Raw genomic sequence first — 17,620 nt, forward strand, 5'->3', positions numbered from 1 at the left:
ATTACTGCGCCGCCACTTTCGCCGGCTCCGCCACTACCGGCGTCATCTTCAGCGAACGGCTGAGGAAGCCCCAGCGGTCGGCCACTTCTTCGATCTGCTTGGTCGTCGGCTTGCCGGCGCCATGGCCGGCCTTGCTGTCGATGCGGATCAGCACGGGTGCCGCACCGCCTTGCGCTGCCTGGGCAGCGGCGGCGAACTTGAAGCTGTGGGCAGGCACGACGCGGTCGTCGTGGTCGGCCGTCGTGATCATGGTGGCTGGATAGCAACCGCCCGCCTTCAGGTTGTGCAGCGGCGAGTATTTCACCAGCGCCTTGAATTGCTCGGCATCGTCCGACGAACCGTAGTCAGGCACCCAGCCCCAGCCCACGGTGAACTTGTGGAAGCGCAACATGTCGAGCACGCCCACCTGCGGGATCGCCGCGGCGAACAGGTCGGGACGCTGCGTCATGGCCGCGCCCACCAGCAGGCCGCCATTGCTGCCGCCGCCGATGGCCAGCTTCGATGGCGAGGTGACCTTGTTGTCCACCAGCCATTGCGCCGCGCCAATAAAGTCGTCGAACACGTTTTGCTTGTTCAGCTTGGTGCCAGCCTGGTGCCAGGCTTCGCCGTATTCGCCGCCGCCGCGCAGGTTGGCCATCACGTAGACGCCGCCCATTTCTACCCAGGCAAGATTTGCCACGGAGAAGCTCGGTGTCAGCGAAATATTGAAGCCGCCATAGCCGTACAAATAGGTCGGATTCGTGCCGTCGAGCTTCATGCCTTTTTTCGAGACGATGAACATCGGCACCTTGGTGCCGTCGCGGCTGGTGAAGAATTGCTGGCGCGTTTCAAAGGCGTTCGGGTCGAAATCGACCTTCGGCTGGCGGTACACGCTGCTCTTGCCCGATTTCATGTCGTAGCGGTAGATGGTCGCTGGCGTCGTGAAACTGGTAAACGAGTAGAACGTTTCCGTGTCGCCACGCTTGCCGGCAAAGCCGCCCGCCGAACCGATGCCCGGCAAGGCCACTTCGCGCACCAGCTTGCCATTCAGGTCGACGATCTTGATTTGCGTTTGCGCATCTTTCAGGTAATCGAGCACCAGCTGGTTGTTGATCAGATTGACGGCAACGAGGGTTTCCGCGCTTTGCGGCACGATTTCCTTCCAGTCGGAGGGCAGCGGCTTGCGCGTATCGATGGCGATCACGCGCGATTTCGGCGCCTTGTTATCCGTCTTGAAGAAGAACACGGGGCCGTCATTGTCGATGAACGAGTACGATGCATCGAACGCTTCCAGCAAGCCGACCACCTTGGCGTTCTTCTGGCGCAAGTCCTTGTAGAAAATGCGGTTCTTGCGTTCCGTGCCTTGCGTGGCCGTGATGATCAGGTAATTGCCGTCGTCGCTGACGGTGCTGCCGCCAAACGCCCATTCCTTCTGGTCGGGACGGTCGAAGACGAGCACGTCGTCGCTTTGCGGCGTGCCGATTTTATGGAAATACAATTTCTGGAAGTAATTGATATCGGCCAGCTTGGTGGCTTCGTTCGGCGCGTCATAGCGGCTGTAGAAGAAACCGGTGTTGTCCTTGGTCCACGAAGCGCCGGAGAACTTGGCCCACTTGATGTGGTCCGTCAAATCCTTGCCCGATTCGATGTCGCGCACCTTCCACTCGTTCCAGTCGGAACCGGAAGCGGACGTGGCATACGCCAGGTACTTGCCGTTCGGGCTGATCGAAGTGCCGGCCAGCGCCACCGTGCCATCCGTGGACAGGGTGTTCGGATCGAGCAGCAGGCGCGGCTCGTCCGTCAGTTTTTTCACCGTGTACAGCACGGCCTGGTTCTGCAAGCCGTCGTTGCGGCTGTAGAAGTAACGGCCGCCCTGCTTCGTTGGCGTAGAGAAACGCTCATAATTCCACAGCTTGGTCAGGCGCTGCTTGATCGCGGCGCGCTCCGGGATGGTGCCCAGGTACGATTGCGTCAGCTTGTTTTGCGCCGCAACCCACTCGCCTGTCTCGGCGCTGTTGGCATCTTCCAGCCAGCGGTACGGGTCGGCGATAGTGGTGCCGAAATAGCTGTCTTGCTGGTCGACTTTCTTGCTGACCGGATACGTCACGGGTGCGCCATCGCCGGCCGGGCACGATGGCATCGCGGCGCTTTGCGCCAGGGCATTGCCACCGAAGGCGGCCATCAAGCTGAATATGAGGGTTGCACTACGTAATTGCATGGGTTGTTGTCTCATTGTTGGATGTCGAGGAAAGCAGGCCGCCGGCATACGCGGCGGCTGCCCATGTTGACTTTCGCCAAGAGAAATCATAGCGCGGATTGCCACTTTTAAAGCACAGTTATCCGGTGGATTTACCGTCTTTTGTTTGGGGAATTTACATGAATGACCATGATAAATCTCGCTTTCGCCGGAATCGGCAAACTGACGTTCATGCAAGAAACATTATCAAAAACAAAGTCGTTTCATCAAGCCGTCATAAATCTTCTTTACTATCGGCAACATGTTCATGGCCCGTCCAGAGGCCGTGCCGCCACATCCGCCTATGCACACTCTCGCCCTCCCCACCGCCACCGCCGCGCCGCCCGGCGCGGTGCCATCGAATGTGGCTTACCTGAAGCCGCCGTCGGTATCCATGAGCATCGAAGGGACGGATGCCTTGCACGAGATCATTGCGGGCCGCAAGCTCAGCGCGCTGTTCCAGCCCATCATCCACATGCACAGCGGCGACATCATCGGCTACGAAGGCTTGATACGGGGGCCGTCCGACAGCCCCCTGCACGCGCCGATGAATCTGTTCAAGGTGGCGCGCGCGCATGACCTGACCCTGGAAGTGGAGCACCTGTGCCGGCAAGTGGTGCTCGAACGCTTCGCCGAACTGCAACTGCCCGGCAAGCTGTTTCTCAATGTCAGCCCCGAATGCCTGCTGCTGCGCAATGCCCGCCATGGCGAAACCCTGGAATACATCGAGCATATCGGCATCAATCCGGACCGCGTCATCATCGAGCTGACGGAAAACCAGCCCACGTATGACTACGAGCTGATGCGCGAAGCGGTGCTGCATTACCGCAATATGGGTTTCCAGATCGCCATCGACGACCTGGGCGAGGGATTTTCCAGCCTGCGCCTGTGGTCGGAACTGCGCCCGGAATACGTGAAAATCGACATGCATTTCATCCAGGGCATCAATAACGACCCCGTGAAACTGCAGTTCGTGCGCTCGATCCAGGAAATCGCGGAAAAATCGGGCACCCTGGTGATCGCCGAAGGCATCGAGGCGCAAACGGAATTGCTCGTCTTGCGCGACTTGGGCGTGGCGTTCGGACAAGGCTATCACCTGGGCCGGCCCAACGCGGTGCCGGCGCGCGCCCTGCCGGCCGAAGTGGTGCAGGCGCTGGGACGCAACGGCGTGGCCGTGTATCCGCAGCGCAGCAGCCTGGAAAAGAACGGCGCCAGCATCCGCAAGCTGCTGCACCGGGTGGCGGCCGTTTCGCCCGAGAAAAACAATAACGAGGTGTACGATATTTTCCTGAAAGACCCGAAGCTGATGATCATTCCCGTCGTCGACGACGGCGTGCCGCTGGGCCTGATCAGCCGCTTCGAGATGATCGATCACTTCGCCCGCCCCTACCAGCGCGAACTGTATGGCAAGAAATCGTGCAGCCTGTTCATGGATGCCACGCCGCTGATCGCCGACCACGAGACGAGCTTGCAGGAACTCAGCTACACCATGGTGCAATCGAGCGCCCACCATCTGTTCAACGGTTTCATCATTACCGAACACGGCCGCTACCTGGGCATGGGCACGGGACACGACCTGATGCGCGAAATCACGCAGATGCAGATCAACGCGGCCCGCTATGCCAATCCGCTGACGCAACTGCCCGGCAACGTGCCCATCAACGAGCATATCGACCGCCTGCTGCACAGCGGCAGCCGCTTCTGGGTCTGCTATTGCGACCTCGACCACTTCAAGCCCTTCAACGACGTGTACGGCTACCGCAAGGGCGACGACGTGATCCAGCTGACGGGAGAAATCCTCAGCAGCCATTGCGACCCGAACCGCGACTTCATCGGCCACATCGGCGGCGACGATTTCATGATCCTGTTCCAGAGCGAAGACTGGGAAGCGCGCTGCCAGGCCATGCTGGACGACTTCGCGGCCGCCATCCTCGCCTATTACAGCACCAGCGATTGCGAACGGGGCGGCTACATCAGCGAAGACCGGCAAGGCAAGAAAGTGTTTTATTCCCTGATCAGCCTATCCTTGGGCGTCATCAAGGTGGAAGCGCACCAGTATTACACGCACCACCAGATTGCCACGCAGGCGGCGGAAGCGAAGAAGCAGGCCAAGAAAATCCACGGCAACAGCCTGTTCCTGGACCGGCGGCAAGGCGCGGGCGTGGCGCGCATGGATGCGTAGCCAGGGGCAAATAGTCAAAGCTGGACGGGGACAGGCTGGCCGCACTCAAATACGCACGAGGTCGACAAATGCATTGCTGCTGCGGGCATCGGGCACGAATGCCAGGCTGATGCGTGCCTCATCGCGGCGCGCCTGCAAGCGGTAACTGCCTGCGGGCACGTCGACGAACAGGCCGCCATATGCCGTGTCCGGTTCCAGGCCCCCGCCGGTGACGTCTTCCCCGGCGCCGATGAAGACGCGGCCGGAGACCACGGCCAGATGCACGACCACATGCGGCTCGGCAAGTTCGGCGTGCAAGGCGATGTCATACGCGCCGTCGCCGCCGACGTTGAAAAACGCTACCTGCCCCGCGTTCACGGCCGCCAGTTCCGCGCCGGGAATACTCCACCAGTCGCAGTCATCTTCCAGCTTGTGGCGCAAGAGGGCCGGGTCGAACACGCACAGGGTGGCCGTGCCGGTCACGATTCTCGTCATGCCGCCAGCGGCGCCGGTCCCAGCAGCGGCTGGCTTTCCACGTACTGCGCACTGGCTTGCGCCTGCCATGGAAAATGGCCATCGCGCGACGGCCAGACGATCTGGTACACGGTAAACTCGTCACCCTGGTAATACCAGCGCGCATAGCCGACATAGTTGCGGTATTGCTCGACGGGCACGCGCACGAAGGCGCATTGATGGCCCTTCAGCAAGACGTCCGTGGTGGCCGTGAAATCCGTGATGGCGCCGCTGCGCGCGGCGTCCAGCGCCACGTCGAGTATCTGGTGGGCCACGGCCCGCGGCAAGCCCATGATGAGAAATTCAGGCTGGCCAAAGCTGTGGCAAGCGCCTATCGTGAAGGCGTAGCCGGGGCCCTCTTCATCGGCACTGATATGCACGCCATGCCAGCCATGCGTGGCGATGTCGTCGATGACTTTTTGTTCGGATGCATCCTCGCCTGCCTGCCTTACCATGTTCCGCCTTTCGCTGTGCCAAAAACCACGCCGCCTTCGCGACATTCCTGCCGGCAATTATCGCACGCAGCCCGCGTCCGCGCCCACGCTTCAGTCGCGCGCTGGCCGTGGCGACCGTGGCGGGGAACGCACCTGGTGCCATTGCCGCATGCGCTGCTGCGCCTCTTGCAGCTGTGCCGGCTCCAGCCTGGCGGCAGCCGCTTCCCGCGCCCTGGCCGCTCCGCTATCGCCGCCCTCGGCCGCCAGCGCCAGCCACATATAGCCGCAAACGGGATCCTTCTCCACGCCGCGCCCGCTGTTGTACATGCCGCCCAGGTTGTACTGCGCCAGCGCATGGCCCTGGCCGGCCGCGCGCGCATACCATTGCACGGCCAGGCCATCGTCTTGCGGCACGCCGTGGCCGCTCGCATACATGACGCCCAGGTTGTTTTGCGCGCTGGCATCGCCCTGCTCGGCCGCCGTGCGGTACCAGCGCACGGCGCACACCTCGTCGCGCTCCACGCCCTGGCCATTGGCATACATCACGCCCAGGTTGAACTGCGCATTCGACGCGCCCTGGGCCGCCGCCCTGGCATACCAGTCCAGCGCCTGGCGCAGGTCGCGGGCGACGCCCCGCCCGCCTGCAAACATGCCGCCCAGATTGTATTGCGCCATGCAGTGACCTTGCAGGGCCGCACGCCGGTACCAGACGACGGCGCGCGCCTCGTCCTTGTCCACGCCCTGCCCCCGCGCCAGCATCAGGCCCAGGTTGAACTGGGCGTCGGCGTCATCCTGCTCGGCCGCCCGCTGCAGCCAGGCGTAGGCGCGCAGCTGATCGGGCGCCACGCCCAGGCCTTCCGCATACGCCACGCCAAGTTGCCGCTGCGCCACGGCCAGGCCTTGGGCAGCGGCCTGGCGGAACCAGGCCAGCGCCTGCGTATCGCTTTGCGCCACGCCCTGGCCCCGCTTGTAGACGAGCCCCAGGTTCAGCTGCGCCTGCGCATCGCCCTGCAAGGCTGCCTTGCGGAACCACGCCAGGGCCAGCGCATCGTTCTTTTTCGCGCCCAGGCCTTGCGCATAGGCTTCGCCCAGCAAGGATTGCGCGCTGGCCACGCCTTGTTCCGATGCGCGGTAAAACCACGCCAGGGCCAGTTCGTCGCTCTGCAGCACGCCGCGCCCCTTGCGGTACATCTGCCCCAGGTTTTGCTGGGCCGACGCATCGCCCTGCGCGGCCGCGCGGCGAAACCACAGCACGGCGTCCTCGTCGCTCTGCGCCACGCCGCGGCCGTGGTAATACAGGGCGCCCAGGTGGTTTTGCGCGAACGCCAGCCCTTGCAGCGCGGCCAGCCGCAGCCAGACAAAGGCGCGCGCATCGTCCTGCGCCACGCCTTCGCCCTTCTTGTACATCAAGCCCAGATTGAACTGGGCGTAGGCATTGCCCTGCTCGGCAGCCGTGCGGAACCAGATATACGCCTCGTGGCTATCTCTGGCAGTATGGTGCTTGTCCATGTGCGCCCCCATCCACATTGCGCTTGCTGGCAGCACGCGCAAAACGGCGGCCCAGGGCGGCGAAATCATGTGTTGCTTAAATTTTAAATTCGATGCAGGGGAAGGACTTGAGCAGGCTCAAACGAAATAGCAAAATTATATCGTTTTGATGAGCCCGCTTAGGCAGGCATGGCGCTCAGCGGCGTGATGGGTGTTTTTGCAGGAATTGCGGCACCTTGGCGGCGGCCAGCTTGTTCAGCGACACGAGCAAGTCCGCGTCGACGTCGGCGATGCCATAGCTGCTGCGCAAATGGCGGCCGATGTGGATCAGCACCTGGGCCGCCACTTCCGCATCGGATTCGGCCCTGTGGGCGGCGCTCTTGAAGGCGATGCCCAGCTGGCTGGACAGCAAGCCCAGCTTGTAGCTGGCCATGCCGGGAAACACGCGGCGCGACAGTTTCAGGGAACACACGAGCGACTGGTGCGCAGGTGTCAGGTTCAGCCTGGCACTTTCCGCGCGCAGGAATTTTTCATCGAAGCTGGCATTGTGCGCCGACAAGGCATCGCTGCCGATGAAGTCGAGCAACTGCGGCACCACCTCGGCCACGGGCGGCGCCTTGTCCACCATCGCCTGCGTGATGCCCGTCAAGCCCGTGATGAACGAGGGGATGCGCGCATTGCAGTTGATCAGGGTCACATAGCGGTCCGTGATCTGCCCGCCCTCGATACGCAGCGCCGCCACTTCCGTGATGCGGTCGCCCATGTCGGGAGATAAACCGGTCGTCTCGAAGTCGATCATGACGATCGGTTTGTCAAACACATTCATGGGGCGTTCTTTCGTGGGTGCAACAGTGGGGGTATCGATAAAATGCGCAGGGCAAGGCGCCGCGTCGCAGACAGTACACCAGTACGGCAAGACGCGGCAACGCCGCCATGCACATTTTATCAACCAAATTTACGCACGGCGTCCAGCGCCAAACCCGCACCGATACTGCCGAACAGATCACCCTCGACCTTGCGCGCGGCCGGCACCAGGGCTGCGATCTTTTCGCGCAGCAAGCGCACGCCGCTCGAACCGCCCGTGAAGAACACGGTGTCGACGGCTTCCGGCGCCACGCCCGCGTCGCGCAGCAGACGCAGCACGGTTTCTTCCACGGAACCGCACAGGTGGCCGATGGCCTCGTCGAACTGCGTGCGTTTGAGCAACAGACTTTGCGCGGGCGACAGACGGTCCAGTTCCAGCTGCACTTCGGCCGCGTCGGACAGGGCAATCTTGCCCTCTTCGACTTTCATGGCCAGCCAGTGGCCGGCGCGCTCGTCGATCAGCTTTTGCAGGCGCCCCATCTTGTCTTGCTCACGTGCATCGCGGCACACGTCGGCCAGCTGCACCCAGATCTTCTTCGTGTACGCCAGGTTGATCGTGTGCCAGGTCGCCAGGTTGAAATAATAGCTGGATGGCACTTCGCTATTGTTATGCAGGCGGCTGCCATAGCCCAGCAGAGGCATGACGGAAGACAGGCTCAGGTATTTATCGAAATCCGTGCCGCCGATGTGCACGCCGCCGGTGGCGAGGATGTCGTCGCGCCGCTCGGTTTTCTTCGCCCGTTCCGGCGACAGGCGCACCAGCGAAAAGTCGGACGTACCGCCGCCGATATCGGCGATCAGTACCAGTTCTTCCTTGTCGATTTGCGACTCGTAGTCGAACGCGGCGGCGATCGGCTCGAACTGGAACGCGACGTCCTTGAAACCGACGGAGCGGGCCACTTCGGCCAGCGTGTCTTGCGCCAGCTGGTCGGCTTGCGCATTGTCATCGATGAAGAAGACGGGACGGCCGAACACGGCGGACGAGAATTCGCGGCCGGCGGATTGCTCGGCGCGGCGTTTCACTTCGCCAATGAATTGCGCCAGCAACATGCGAAATGGCAAGGCGCGGCCACCCACTTCCGTCTGGCCATCGATGAGGCTCGTGCCCAGCAAGCTTTTCAGCGAGCGCATCAAGCGCCCCTCGTAACCGGCCAGATAGCCGGCCAGCGCCGCGCGGCCAAAACTGACTTCCTCGTCTTCCGCATTGAAGAAGACGACGGACGGTAAGGTCGTCTTGCCATCTTCCAGGCCGAGCATGGTGCTCTGCCCGGGACGTGCCCAGCCTACCGTGGAATTTGACGTGCCGAAATCGACGCCGCAAGCATTGGCCATGTCGACCCTTCCCTGAATAAAGGGGCGTTATGTTATCAGAAGGCAGGCTATTGCACCAGCAAAACCCATTCGACGGGGTCAACAGCATAAACTTGCTTTGCATCAAGTAGCGGCCGCGCGCAAAAGCTACTCTTGGGAAATGAATGCCGAGCAACTCGGCCAGCTCCCGGAGACCCATCGTGCCCCTCGCCCGCCTGCGCCACCCGCGCCACCTGCCCGCTGCTTTGCTGCCTGCTACCGTGCTGGCGGCCTTCCTCGTTTCCCTGGCCGGCTGCGGCGGCGGTTCCGCCGATACCCAGGCCGGCGCCGGCTGCTCGCTGCACAGCACGGCAGGCTGCGGCGGCAGCCCGCCGCCCACCGTGCCGCCCGTGAAGCCGCCGATCACCCCGCCCGTGACGCCCCCCGTGATTCCGCCGGTCACGCCGCCCGAGCCGGCCAGCCTGGCCAGCGCCGTCAACCTGGTGTTTTCCAGCACGGAACTGGCCTCGGCGGGATTGGCCGGCAGCGAAGTGGCCGTCACCGCCCTCGTCAAGGATGGCGCCAACCTAGCCTTGCCAAACGCAAAGATTTCCTTTGCCGCCGATTCCGGCATCCTCGGCAGCGTCGACGCCGTGACGGACAAGAACGGCCAGGCGCGCGCCCTGCTGGGGACCGGCGGCGCCAACAGCAACCGCAGCATCACCGTGACGGCGACTGTCGGCGCGCGCAGCGGCAAGGGCACGGTGGCCGTGACGGGCAGCAGCGTGGAAGTGCTGGGGCCGGCCGCCCTGATGCTGGGCCAGGGCGCCGACCTCACCGTCACCGTGCGCGACTCGGCGCGCAAACCCGTGGCCGGCGCCGCCATCGCCTACAGCACGGGCGCCGGCAACGGCGTGCGCCTCAAGGATGGGGGCGCGGCGCTCAGCAATGCGCAAGGCCAGCTGGTGCTGCGCCTGACCGCAGGCAGCCTGGGCAAGGATGCCGTCTCCGTCAGCGCGCTGGGCGCCGCCGCCACGCAAGCATATGCCGTGGCCGGCAGCGACCTGCGCCTGAGTCCGGCCGTGGGCCAGGACGCCAGCGGCGCGGACGTGCTGCCGGAAGTGGCGACCCTGGCGTGCCAGCCCATCGACGCGCGCTATGACAAGGCGGGCGTGCCGCAAACGGGCAGCGCCAGCCTGTCGACCTCGCGCGGCAGCCTGTTCAGCGACAGCGCCTGCAGCCAGGCCTTGCCTGCCAGCTTGATTTTTAGCAACGGCAACTTGCCGCGCAGCTATGTGCAATCGGCCAATGCGGGCGTGGCCACCCTCACGGCCGCCGTGGCGGGCGGCCCCACGGCGCAGACGCGGCTGGAATTCGTCGCGCCCCTGAGCGGCGCCAGCAAGCTGGCCGTGCAAGCGGACCCGGCAGTGCTGCGCGCGAATACGACCACTTCGGCGGCATCGGCCGACAACGTCAGCACAAGTATCAGCACCATCAGCGCCGTGGTGCGCGATGGCGCGGCCAACAACCTGGTCAAGAACGCGCCCGTGCTGTTTTCCATCTTGAGCGACCCCAGCGGCGGCTACCTGCGGCAGGCTGGCCGGGTGCTGACGGGCAGCGATGGCCTGGCGCGCGCCGTGTATGTGGCGGGGCCGGCCGACAGCGGCCGCGACGGCGTGCTGATCCAGGCCCGCATCGAAGGCGCGCCGCAAGCGGCAGCCACGGCCCTCGTGCGCCTGACGGTGGCGCGGCAAGCGCTGTCAATCAAGCTGGGCACGGGCAGCCTGCTGCGCGAATATTCACCCAGCGTGCTGCAGAAGGACTTTGCCGTGTTCGTGTCCGACAGCGCCGGCAATGCCGTGCAGGGCGTCGCCATCACGGCCGCCGCCTGGCCCAGCCGCTATGCCAAGGGATCTTACGTGTGGCAGGCGGACAAGCCCGAGTTCCCCGACACGGGCGTCTGGCGCCTGGCCCTGCCCCTCTACAGCTGCGCCAATGAAGATATCTTGCGCAACGGCATCTTTGATGCCGCCTACGACCGCAACGGCAATGGCGTGCTCGATCCGGGCATCCCCCTGACCGTCAGCGCCAGCGGCCTGAGCGACGCGCTGGGCATGGCCACCGTCACCGTCAGCTATCCGCGCAATTATGGTTCCTGGGTGCACGTGGCCCTGACCGTGCGCGGCACCGTCAGCGGCACGGAAGCGAGCGCCACGGCGGAATGGCCATTACCCACGCTGGCCAGCGATTTCAGCGCGCGCCGCGTGGACCCGCCGGGACGCCTCAGCCCCTATGGCAGCGGGCCCTGCGACAGCGCCGATTGAGGAGCAAGCATACCACTTGCCATTCAGTCATATTTTTTGCAACATGAACAAGAAAACAGTCTTGCCATGCGGCAATCTTTTACGCTATGCTCATTCTGCCCGCCCAGGCCGCCACAAGCGGCCGGGCCTGCAGGAATACTTTGAGACAGGTTGCTTGCCAGACCAATATGCGAAAAAAGAATACTGTAGCCCGGACACCCAACACCGCCAGCCGCGCCATACCCGGCGCCGGACGGCGCGTGACCTCGTATGACGTGGCCTTGCTGGCCGGCGTGTCGCAATCGGCCGTGTCGCGCTGCTTCAAGCCCGGCGCCAGCATCTCGCAAGCCACCCACGCCAAGGTCATGCAGGCGGCCATCAGCCTCGACTACATCCCCAACGCAGCCGCGCGCAGCCTGATCACGCGCCGCTCGAACCTGGTGGCCGTCATCATTTCCAACCTGGCCAATCTGTACTATCCGCAAGTATTGTCCGACCTGAGCCAGCACATCGCCCGCCAAGGCAAGCGCCTCTTGTTGTTTACCCTGGAGCGCGAAGCGGACATCGGCAAGGCCCTCAGCGATGTGTGGCAATACCAGGTCGACGGCGCCGTCGTGGCCGCCTGCCTGTCGGACGAGCAGATGGCCGAATTCGGCCGGCGCGACGTGCCCCTGGTGCTGTTCAACCGCAGCCCGCGCGAACACGCCGTGCATGCCGTGCTGTGCGACCAGGGCGAAGCGGCGCGCCTGCTCGTCTCGCGCCTGGCCGAAGCGGGCCACCGCCAGTTCGCCATCATCGACGGCCCCGGCGATTCGGCCGTCGCGCAGGAACGCAAGGCCGGCATGCTGGACCGGCTGCTGACCCTGGGCTTGCCCGCGCCCATCGTCGTCAGCGGCAACTACGACTACGCCAGCGGCGGACGGGGCTTGCGCAAGGTCATCGACCGCCTGGGCCGCGTGCCGGACGCCGTCATTTGCGGCAACGACATCATGGCCATCGGCTGCCTGGACACGGCGCGCCACCAGATGGGCATCCAGGTGCCGCTGCAAATGTCGGTGGCCGGCTTCGACGCGCTGGAAGCGTCCGGCTGGCTGAGCTACGACATCACCACCCTGCGCCAGCCCGTGCAAAAGATGGCCGCCGATGCCGTCGCCATGCTGGGCGAGCTGATGGAACGGCGCGGCGGCAGCGCCGAGCGGAGACGGTATTGCTCGTATCTGGTGGAAGGGAGTACGGCGCGGCTGACCAGCGAACCGGCGTATATGGCGCAGCGCCTGGGAATAATGGCCGCCGCCTGAAAAACGCCCGTGGCGTTGTTGCCGGGGTTACTCTTGTCCTTCGCCGTACTCGCGTACTGTCTTCGGGGCGGCGCCTAGCCACAGGCGTTTTTCCGACGGTAACACTGATCCCCCAGAAACCTTGCACATAAAAAAACCTCGCATCGCTGCGAGGTTTTTCACTTGCAAGACCTGGGAATCAACCGAAGATCTTGCCCTTGAGCATATTCAAGCCCTGGCTGACGAGGTCGTTGCCTTCCGGCACCTGACCGTCCGGGGTCAGCTTGTCGATCAGCTGGGGCAGCAAGGCTGCCAGGCCGCCCGAAGCCGCGTCAGGTGCGACGCCCGCTTTTTCAGCGATCTGGGTGATCGTGTCGGCACCCAGCGCATCCTTGATCTGTTCGCCGGAGACGGGCGCATTGGCGCCCGTGCCGATCCAGCTGGCCACCTGGTCGCCCAGGCCGCTTTCCTGGAACTTCTGCAGCAGGCCGGGCAAGCCGCCATGCTGGTTGACCAGGTCCATCACGCTGGCCATCAATCCCGATGGGGCTTCCCCGTCAGCACTTTTATTGCCCAAAGCGCTCATCGCCTGTCCTGCAAGTTGATCTAGCAAACTCATCGTATTCTCCTGAACGCTATCGATTGGTGCCGCGTGACCGCGGTGTCCGGCATGGCGCAGACCATTCTCCGCCATGGAAATCATTATACTATGAATAATAACAGTGACATAATTACAATCTCAAGGCGAACGCACAGACGGCCTCACTGTCGAGGCGCCCACCTCCATCATATTTAGTTCGGCACAACTTGCAAGCGTAAATTGACGGTTCACAAAAACGTGTAGAATTAATTTTCCCACTTACTGAGGAGTATCAACACATGAACATCAATAAAGCGGTAGACAAGGCTTACGAAAAAAAGACGTTCAAGGAAATCGCTGATGCACCCGTCGATGCGCTGCAAGGCGTGAGCGAGAAGGATGCGGAGCTGCTCAAGCAGGCATTCAATATCAAGACCGTGCGCGACCTAGCAAACCTGAAATACTCGAAGTGGGCGCGCGCCATCGTCACCCTGGCCGATACGGAAGAATAGACCGGGCCATGCCTCAGGCATCCCCGTCAGCACAGCCCGCCCCAACCGGCGGGTTTTTTGCTTCAGGCCAGCGAGCGGCTGGCAAGCCGATAGCCGCGCGGAGGCGCCATTGGCCACGCCGCTGACCCTGCCGGGCATCTGCTGGCCCCTGCACGCGAGCACGGGCCGTCTTGCCGTCACCACGTCCCACATCACGGGCCACTTTCGCGCCGGTGCGGGACTGGACGCCGTCATCGTGTGCGATCTGCTGCCCGCTGGAAAATTTCGCAATGGCGCGGCGCGACACTGGTGCCGCACGCACCAGTGCTACTGGGGCACGCAAGCCGACCTGGCCGCCTGCCCATCCGCGCAACCCATGCAATGCCGCCAGCACGCCAGCCCCATGGGCTATGTGCTGTATCCGGAATTGTTCGACCCCACGCAATTCCACACCAGCACCCTGCGCCTGGGCAATGATGGCCTGCTGCAACTGCGCGCCCGGGCCAATGACGGCGGCGCCCTGTTCAGCCGCGACCTGCCAGCCCTGACCATCGACTGCCGCGCCCTGCCCGGCCTGTTTCCTCCCGACATAGTGCAACTGAATATCACACCGCCCGCCGCGCAGACGTTCGCCGCAGCCTTGCAGGCTGGCGCGCCGCTGGGCTGCAGCGACTGCGCCCGCTGCGGCCACCCGCACCTGGACCTGGGCGACTTCGCGCTGGCGCCGCACCGGCGCCACAGTTGCGGCCATTGCGGCCACGACGCCTCGCACAGCGCCACGGCCATCGTCTCGACGCCCTTGTGGCGGCTGCGCCAACGCTACCCGCACTGGTTCTGACGCAATGCTTCCGAAGGTGCGCCCGCCCACAGTCGGCCCGGCCGCCTGTGCGTAGACTGGCCCCATCGCCACCAACAGGAATAGCGCCATGCCGCACACCCCGCCACATGACGACAATAATCAAGCAGGCGAGGAAGGCGACTTGTCCGACCTGCTCAGCGAATTGCGCATCCTCTTGCCGGGCGCGCAGATGCTGACGGCCTTCCTCATCATCCTGCCCTTCAACGGCGGCTTCGCGAAGATCGTGCAGGCGGAAAAAATCGTCTTCCTGCTGACATTCTTCCTTTCCATGACCAGCCTGGTGCTGCTCAGCGCGCCAGCCATCCAGCACCGCGTGATGCGCCCCCTGCAAGACCGCGAGCGTTTCAAGCGCATGGCCGACCGCATCATGATGTGCGGCGCCTTTTCACTGGCGCTGGCGTTCATCCTCGGCACCAATCTGGTGATGTCGGAAGTGTTCGGCCACCTCGCCGGCATCGTCGCCTGCGTGCTGATGGGCTCGCTCATCGTCTGCATGTGGTGGTGGCTGCCCCTGCACTTGAAGCACGCCAGGAAAATCTAGAACACCTAACCAAACCTGCTGCGCGTCGCGATTTGCGGCCTCCGATGCTCACTGTGCTCAAGCACAGCTCCGCTTCTCAGCCACAACTCATCCCGCTCGCTACGGTTTTGTTAGGTGTTGCTAAGCGGCTGCGCTCGCCTGCTGCAGCAAGGTTTCCCGGAAAATCCCCACCAGCGGACGCAGATTGACCTTGTGCCAGGCCAGCCACAGGGGCGTGCGGTAGCTGAACCACGGCAATTCCCTCACGACGACGCCGGCCGGCGCGTGCTGGCGCAGGCTGTGCTGGATCATGGCCATGCCCAACCCGGCCGCCACCAAGCCCAGCGCCGTCAGCGGCTCTGTTGCTTCCATACGGATGTCGGGCGTAAAACCGGCGCGCGCGCAGGCGGCGATGAAGTTATCGTGCTTCAGCACGCTTTCCTTGTGCAGCACGGCGATCCACTCCTGGCCCGCCAGGTCGTCCGGGGTCAGCTGGGCCTTGTCCGCCAGCGGATGCGTCGCGGGCAAGGCCAGCAGCATGGGGTCGCTCAGCACTTGCGCGCAATCGAGGTCGGGGTCGTTCGGCAGCGGCGGCTCGCACAGCAGCGCGATATCGAGGCTGCGCTGGCGCAAGCCTTCGATCTGCTCGGCCGAATGCAGGTTGTACAGGGCCACGTGCACTTGCGGCCGCGTGGCGCGCAAGGCGCGCAGCCCCTCCGGCAAGACGCCCGCATGCATGGCGTTTTCGATGTAGCCTATGCACAGGCCGCCCTCGTCGCCGCGCCCCAGGCGTTTCGCCAGCGCTTCCAGGCGGTTCCCGTGGGTAATGAACGCGCGCACTTCGGCCAGGAAGGTGTGGCCGTCGCGCGTCAGGCGGATGCGCTGGGCGCTGCGCTCGAACAGGGTCAGGCCCAGCCTGTCTTCGAGCTGGGCGATCTGCCGGCTCAGCGGCGACTGGGAAATATGCAGGCGCTCGGCGGCCCGCCCCACGTGTTCTTCCTCGGCGACGGCGATGAAGTATTGCAATTGGCGTATGTCCAGCATGTCAGACCTTTCAGGACTCAAGTTGCGCTAATTATGTCTTGGACAGGCTTAACTTGTCCAGCTATTCTGTCTGCACTGACTCACTCATTGAAGGAAAACACCATGACAATCAAACACTTACTGACAGGAAAACTGGGTTTCGGCACGGCGCCGCTGGGCAATATGTTCCGCAACATTCCGGAACAGGAAGCGCTGGCGACCGTCGACGCGGCCTGGGAATCGGGCATCCGCTACTTCGACACGGCCCCGTTCTACGGCGCCGGCCTGGCCGAGCTGCGCCTGGGCGCCGCCCTGAAGCAGCGCCGCCGCGACGATTACGTGCTGAGCACCAAGGTCGGCCGGCTGATCCTCGACGAACTGGAAGACCCCGCCGCCCGCGAACTGGGCGAAAAAGGGGGATTGTTCGAATTTGGCCGCAAGAACAAGATCGTCGATGACTATTCGGCCGACGCCACCCTGCGTTCGATCGAAGACAGTCTGAAACGTCTGGATACGGACCGCCTCGATATCGTCTGGGTGCACGACATCGCCCAGGATTTCCACGGCGACAACTGGCTGGCGCAATTCGAGATTGCCCGCACGGGCGCCTTCCGCGTGCTGACCCGCTTGCGCGAAGAAGGCGTCATCAAGGCCTGGGGCGTGGGCGTAAACAAGGTGGAACCGCTGGAACTGACCCTGGACCTGGCCGAAGCCCAGCCGGACGCCTTCCTGCTGGCCGGCCGCTACACCCTGCTCGACCATGAACGTGCGCTGCAGCGCCTGATGCCGGGCGCGGCAAAACAGAACGTCGACATCGTCGTGGGCGGCCCCTACAGCTCGGGCATCCTGGCCGGCGGCGCACACTTCGAATACCAGAAAGCTTCGCCCGACATCATCGCCAAGGTCGAACGCATCAAGGCGATTGCCGCGCGCCATGGCGTCAGCGTCAAGGCGGCCGCCCTGCAATTTTCCTTGGCCAACCCTGCCGTGGCTGCCGTGATCCCCGGCGCCAGCCGCCCGGAACGCCTGGCCGAAGACCAGCAGGCATTGCACAGCGTCATCCCCGCCGCCTTCTGGCAGGACATGCGCGCCGAGCAGCTGGTGTCGCCATTCGCCCCGCTGCCAACTGGCGCCAACTAATAGATAAGGAATACATATGGCACACACCACCACCTCGATCGACATCGCCGCCACGCCGGAGCAGGTATGGCAACTGATCGGCGGCTTCAATTCGCTGCCCGACTGGCTGCCCTACATTCCCAGCAGCACGTTAAGCGCAGGGGGCCGCATCCGCCACCTGGCCAACCCGGCCGGCGACGTCATCGTCGAGCAGCTGGAAGCGTACGACAATGCGGCGCGCAGCTACAGCTATTCCATTTTGCAGGCGCCGTTTCCCGCCACCGATTACCTGTCGACCCTGAAAGTGGAACCACTTGCCGGCAGCGACGGCGCGCGGGTCACCTGGTCGGGCCGCTTCACGCCCGTGGGCGTGAGCGAGCAGGAAGTGACGGACCTGTTCCACGGCATTTATGTGGCGGGCCTGGAAGCGCTGCAGCAATCGTTAGCGAAGTAATACGCAAGGAAGACCATTTCCGCCACAGC

Annotated in this window: 16 protein-coding genes; 8 read left to right on the plus strand and 8 right to left on the minus strand. The window is 63.8% G+C overall.

Annotated features, from left to right (window positions below):
- Position 1 precedes the first annotated feature (1 nt).
- Positions 2-2,197 (minus strand): prolyl oligopeptidase family serine peptidase, encoded by a 2,196-nt coding sequence (locus O0879_RS05500; RefSeq protein ID WP_289915198.1) that lies wholly within the window; start codon positions 2,195-2,197, stop codon positions 2-4.
- A 412-nt stretch (positions 2,198-2,609) separates the two neighbouring features.
- Here O0879_RS05500 and O0879_RS05505 point away from each other — a divergent pair, with 412 nt between their 5' ends.
- Positions 2,610-4,397, plus strand: a complete 1,788-nt coding sequence (locus O0879_RS05505; protein WP_289916155.1) for a GGDEF domain-containing protein — start codon at positions 2,610-2,612, stop codon at positions 4,395-4,397.
- A 45-nt stretch (positions 4,398-4,442) separates the two neighbouring features.
- On the opposite strand, the gene O0879_RS05510 is transcribed toward O0879_RS05505, so the two are convergent.
- The 5 genes from O0879_RS05510 to O0879_RS05530 all read right to left on the minus strand — a co-directional run bounded on the left by O0879_RS05510 (position 4,443) and on the right by O0879_RS05530 (position 9,007).
- Positions 4,443-4,871 carry a DUF6386 family protein gene (locus tag O0879_RS05510; RefSeq protein ID WP_289915200.1) on the minus strand — a complete coding sequence of 143 codons (429 nt, stop codon included), beginning with the start codon at positions 4,869-4,871 and terminating at the stop codon, positions 4,443-4,445.
- The gene (locus O0879_RS05515; RefSeq protein WP_251348931.1) at positions 4,868-5,344 is read right to left on the minus strand and encodes a DUF4262 domain-containing protein; all 477 of its coding nucleotides are present in this window, start codon (positions 5,342-5,344) and stop codon (positions 4,868-4,870) included. The genes O0879_RS05510 and O0879_RS05515 overlap by 4 nt, the downstream gene beginning before the upstream one ends.
- 90 nt (positions 5,345-5,434) lie before the next feature.
- Positions 5,435-6,832, minus strand: coding sequence for an SEL1-like repeat protein (locus tag O0879_RS05520; protein ID WP_289915202.1), 1,398 nt, complete (start codon positions 6,830-6,832; stop codon positions 5,435-5,437).
- A gap of 175 nt (positions 6,833-7,007) precedes the next feature.
- Complete coding sequence (locus tag O0879_RS05525; RefSeq protein ID WP_171985014.1) at positions 7,008-7,637, minus strand: 3'-5' exonuclease; 630 nt, start codon at positions 7,635-7,637, stop codon at positions 7,008-7,010.
- 119 nt (positions 7,638-7,756) lie between these two features.
- A complete protein-coding gene (locus O0879_RS05530; RefSeq protein WP_034781446.1) occupies positions 7,757-9,007 on the minus strand; it encodes an Hsp70 family protein in 1,251 nt (416 codons plus the stop codon).
- Positions 9,008-9,186: 179 nt separating this feature from the next.
- On the opposite strand from O0879_RS05530, the gene O0879_RS05535 reads away from it, so the two are divergent.
- Together O0879_RS05535 and O0879_RS05540 are read left to right on the plus strand one after the other, a co-directional pair.
- Positions 9,187-11,289 (plus strand): Ig-like domain-containing protein, encoded by a 2,103-nt coding sequence (locus O0879_RS05535; protein ID WP_289915204.1) that lies wholly within the window; start codon positions 9,187-9,189, stop codon positions 11,287-11,289.
- Positions 11,290-11,528: 239 nt separating this feature from the next.
- A complete protein-coding gene (locus tag O0879_RS05540) occupies positions 11,529-12,566 on the plus strand; it encodes a LacI family DNA-binding transcriptional regulator (protein ID WP_257218619.1) in 1,038 nt (345 codons plus the stop codon).
- Positions 12,567-12,744: 178 nt separating this feature from the next.
- Here O0879_RS05540 and O0879_RS05545 read toward each other — a convergent pair whose 3' ends face one another.
- Positions 12,745-13,248 (minus strand): YidB family protein, encoded by a 504-nt coding sequence (locus tag O0879_RS05545; RefSeq protein ID WP_354670180.1) that lies wholly within the window; start codon positions 13,246-13,248, stop codon positions 12,745-12,747.
- A 176-nt stretch (positions 13,249-13,424) separates the two neighbouring features.
- Between O0879_RS05545 and O0879_RS05550 the strand changes: the two genes are divergently transcribed.
- The 3 genes from O0879_RS05550 (at position 13,425) to O0879_RS05560 (ending at position 15,016) form a co-directional block, all read left to right on the plus strand.
- Positions 13,425-13,637, plus strand: coding sequence for a hypothetical protein (locus tag O0879_RS05550; RefSeq protein ID WP_034751103.1), 213 nt, complete (start codon positions 13,425-13,427; stop codon positions 13,635-13,637).
- A 109-nt stretch (positions 13,638-13,746) separates the two neighbouring features.
- On the plus strand, positions 13,747-14,454 hold the full coding sequence (locus tag O0879_RS05555) for a hypothetical protein (RefSeq protein ID WP_289909701.1): 708 nt from the start codon (positions 13,747-13,749) through the stop codon (positions 14,452-14,454).
- A gap of 88 nt (positions 14,455-14,542) precedes the next feature.
- On the plus strand, positions 14,543-15,016 hold the full coding sequence (locus O0879_RS05560) for a DUF6328 family protein (protein WP_289915210.1): 474 nt from the start codon (positions 14,543-14,545) through the stop codon (positions 15,014-15,016).
- A 120-nt stretch (positions 15,017-15,136) separates the two neighbouring features.
- Here O0879_RS05560 and O0879_RS05565 read toward each other — a convergent pair whose 3' ends face one another.
- Positions 15,137-16,039, minus strand: a complete 903-nt coding sequence (locus tag O0879_RS05565) for a LysR family transcriptional regulator (protein WP_289915212.1) — start codon at positions 16,037-16,039, stop codon at positions 15,137-15,139.
- A gap of 102 nt (positions 16,040-16,141) precedes the next feature.
- Here O0879_RS05565 and O0879_RS05570 point away from each other — a divergent pair, with 102 nt between their 5' ends.
- Positions 16,142-17,158: an aldo/keto reductase gene (locus O0879_RS05570; RefSeq protein WP_289915213.1), complete on the plus strand. Its 1,017-nt coding sequence runs from the start codon at positions 16,142-16,144 to the stop codon at positions 17,156-17,158.
- A 16-nt stretch (positions 17,159-17,174) separates the two neighbouring features.
- Entirely contained in the window at positions 17,175-17,591 is a 417-nt protein-coding gene (locus tag O0879_RS05575; protein WP_289915215.1) for an SRPBCC family protein, read from the plus strand.
- The last annotated feature ends 29 nt before the right edge of the window (positions 17,592-17,620 follow it).

It is taken from the genome of Janthinobacterium sp. SUN120 (assembly GCF_030397735.1).
GTDB lineage: Bacteria > Pseudomonadota > Gammaproteobacteria > Burkholderiales > Burkholderiaceae_D > Janthinobacterium > Janthinobacterium kumbetense.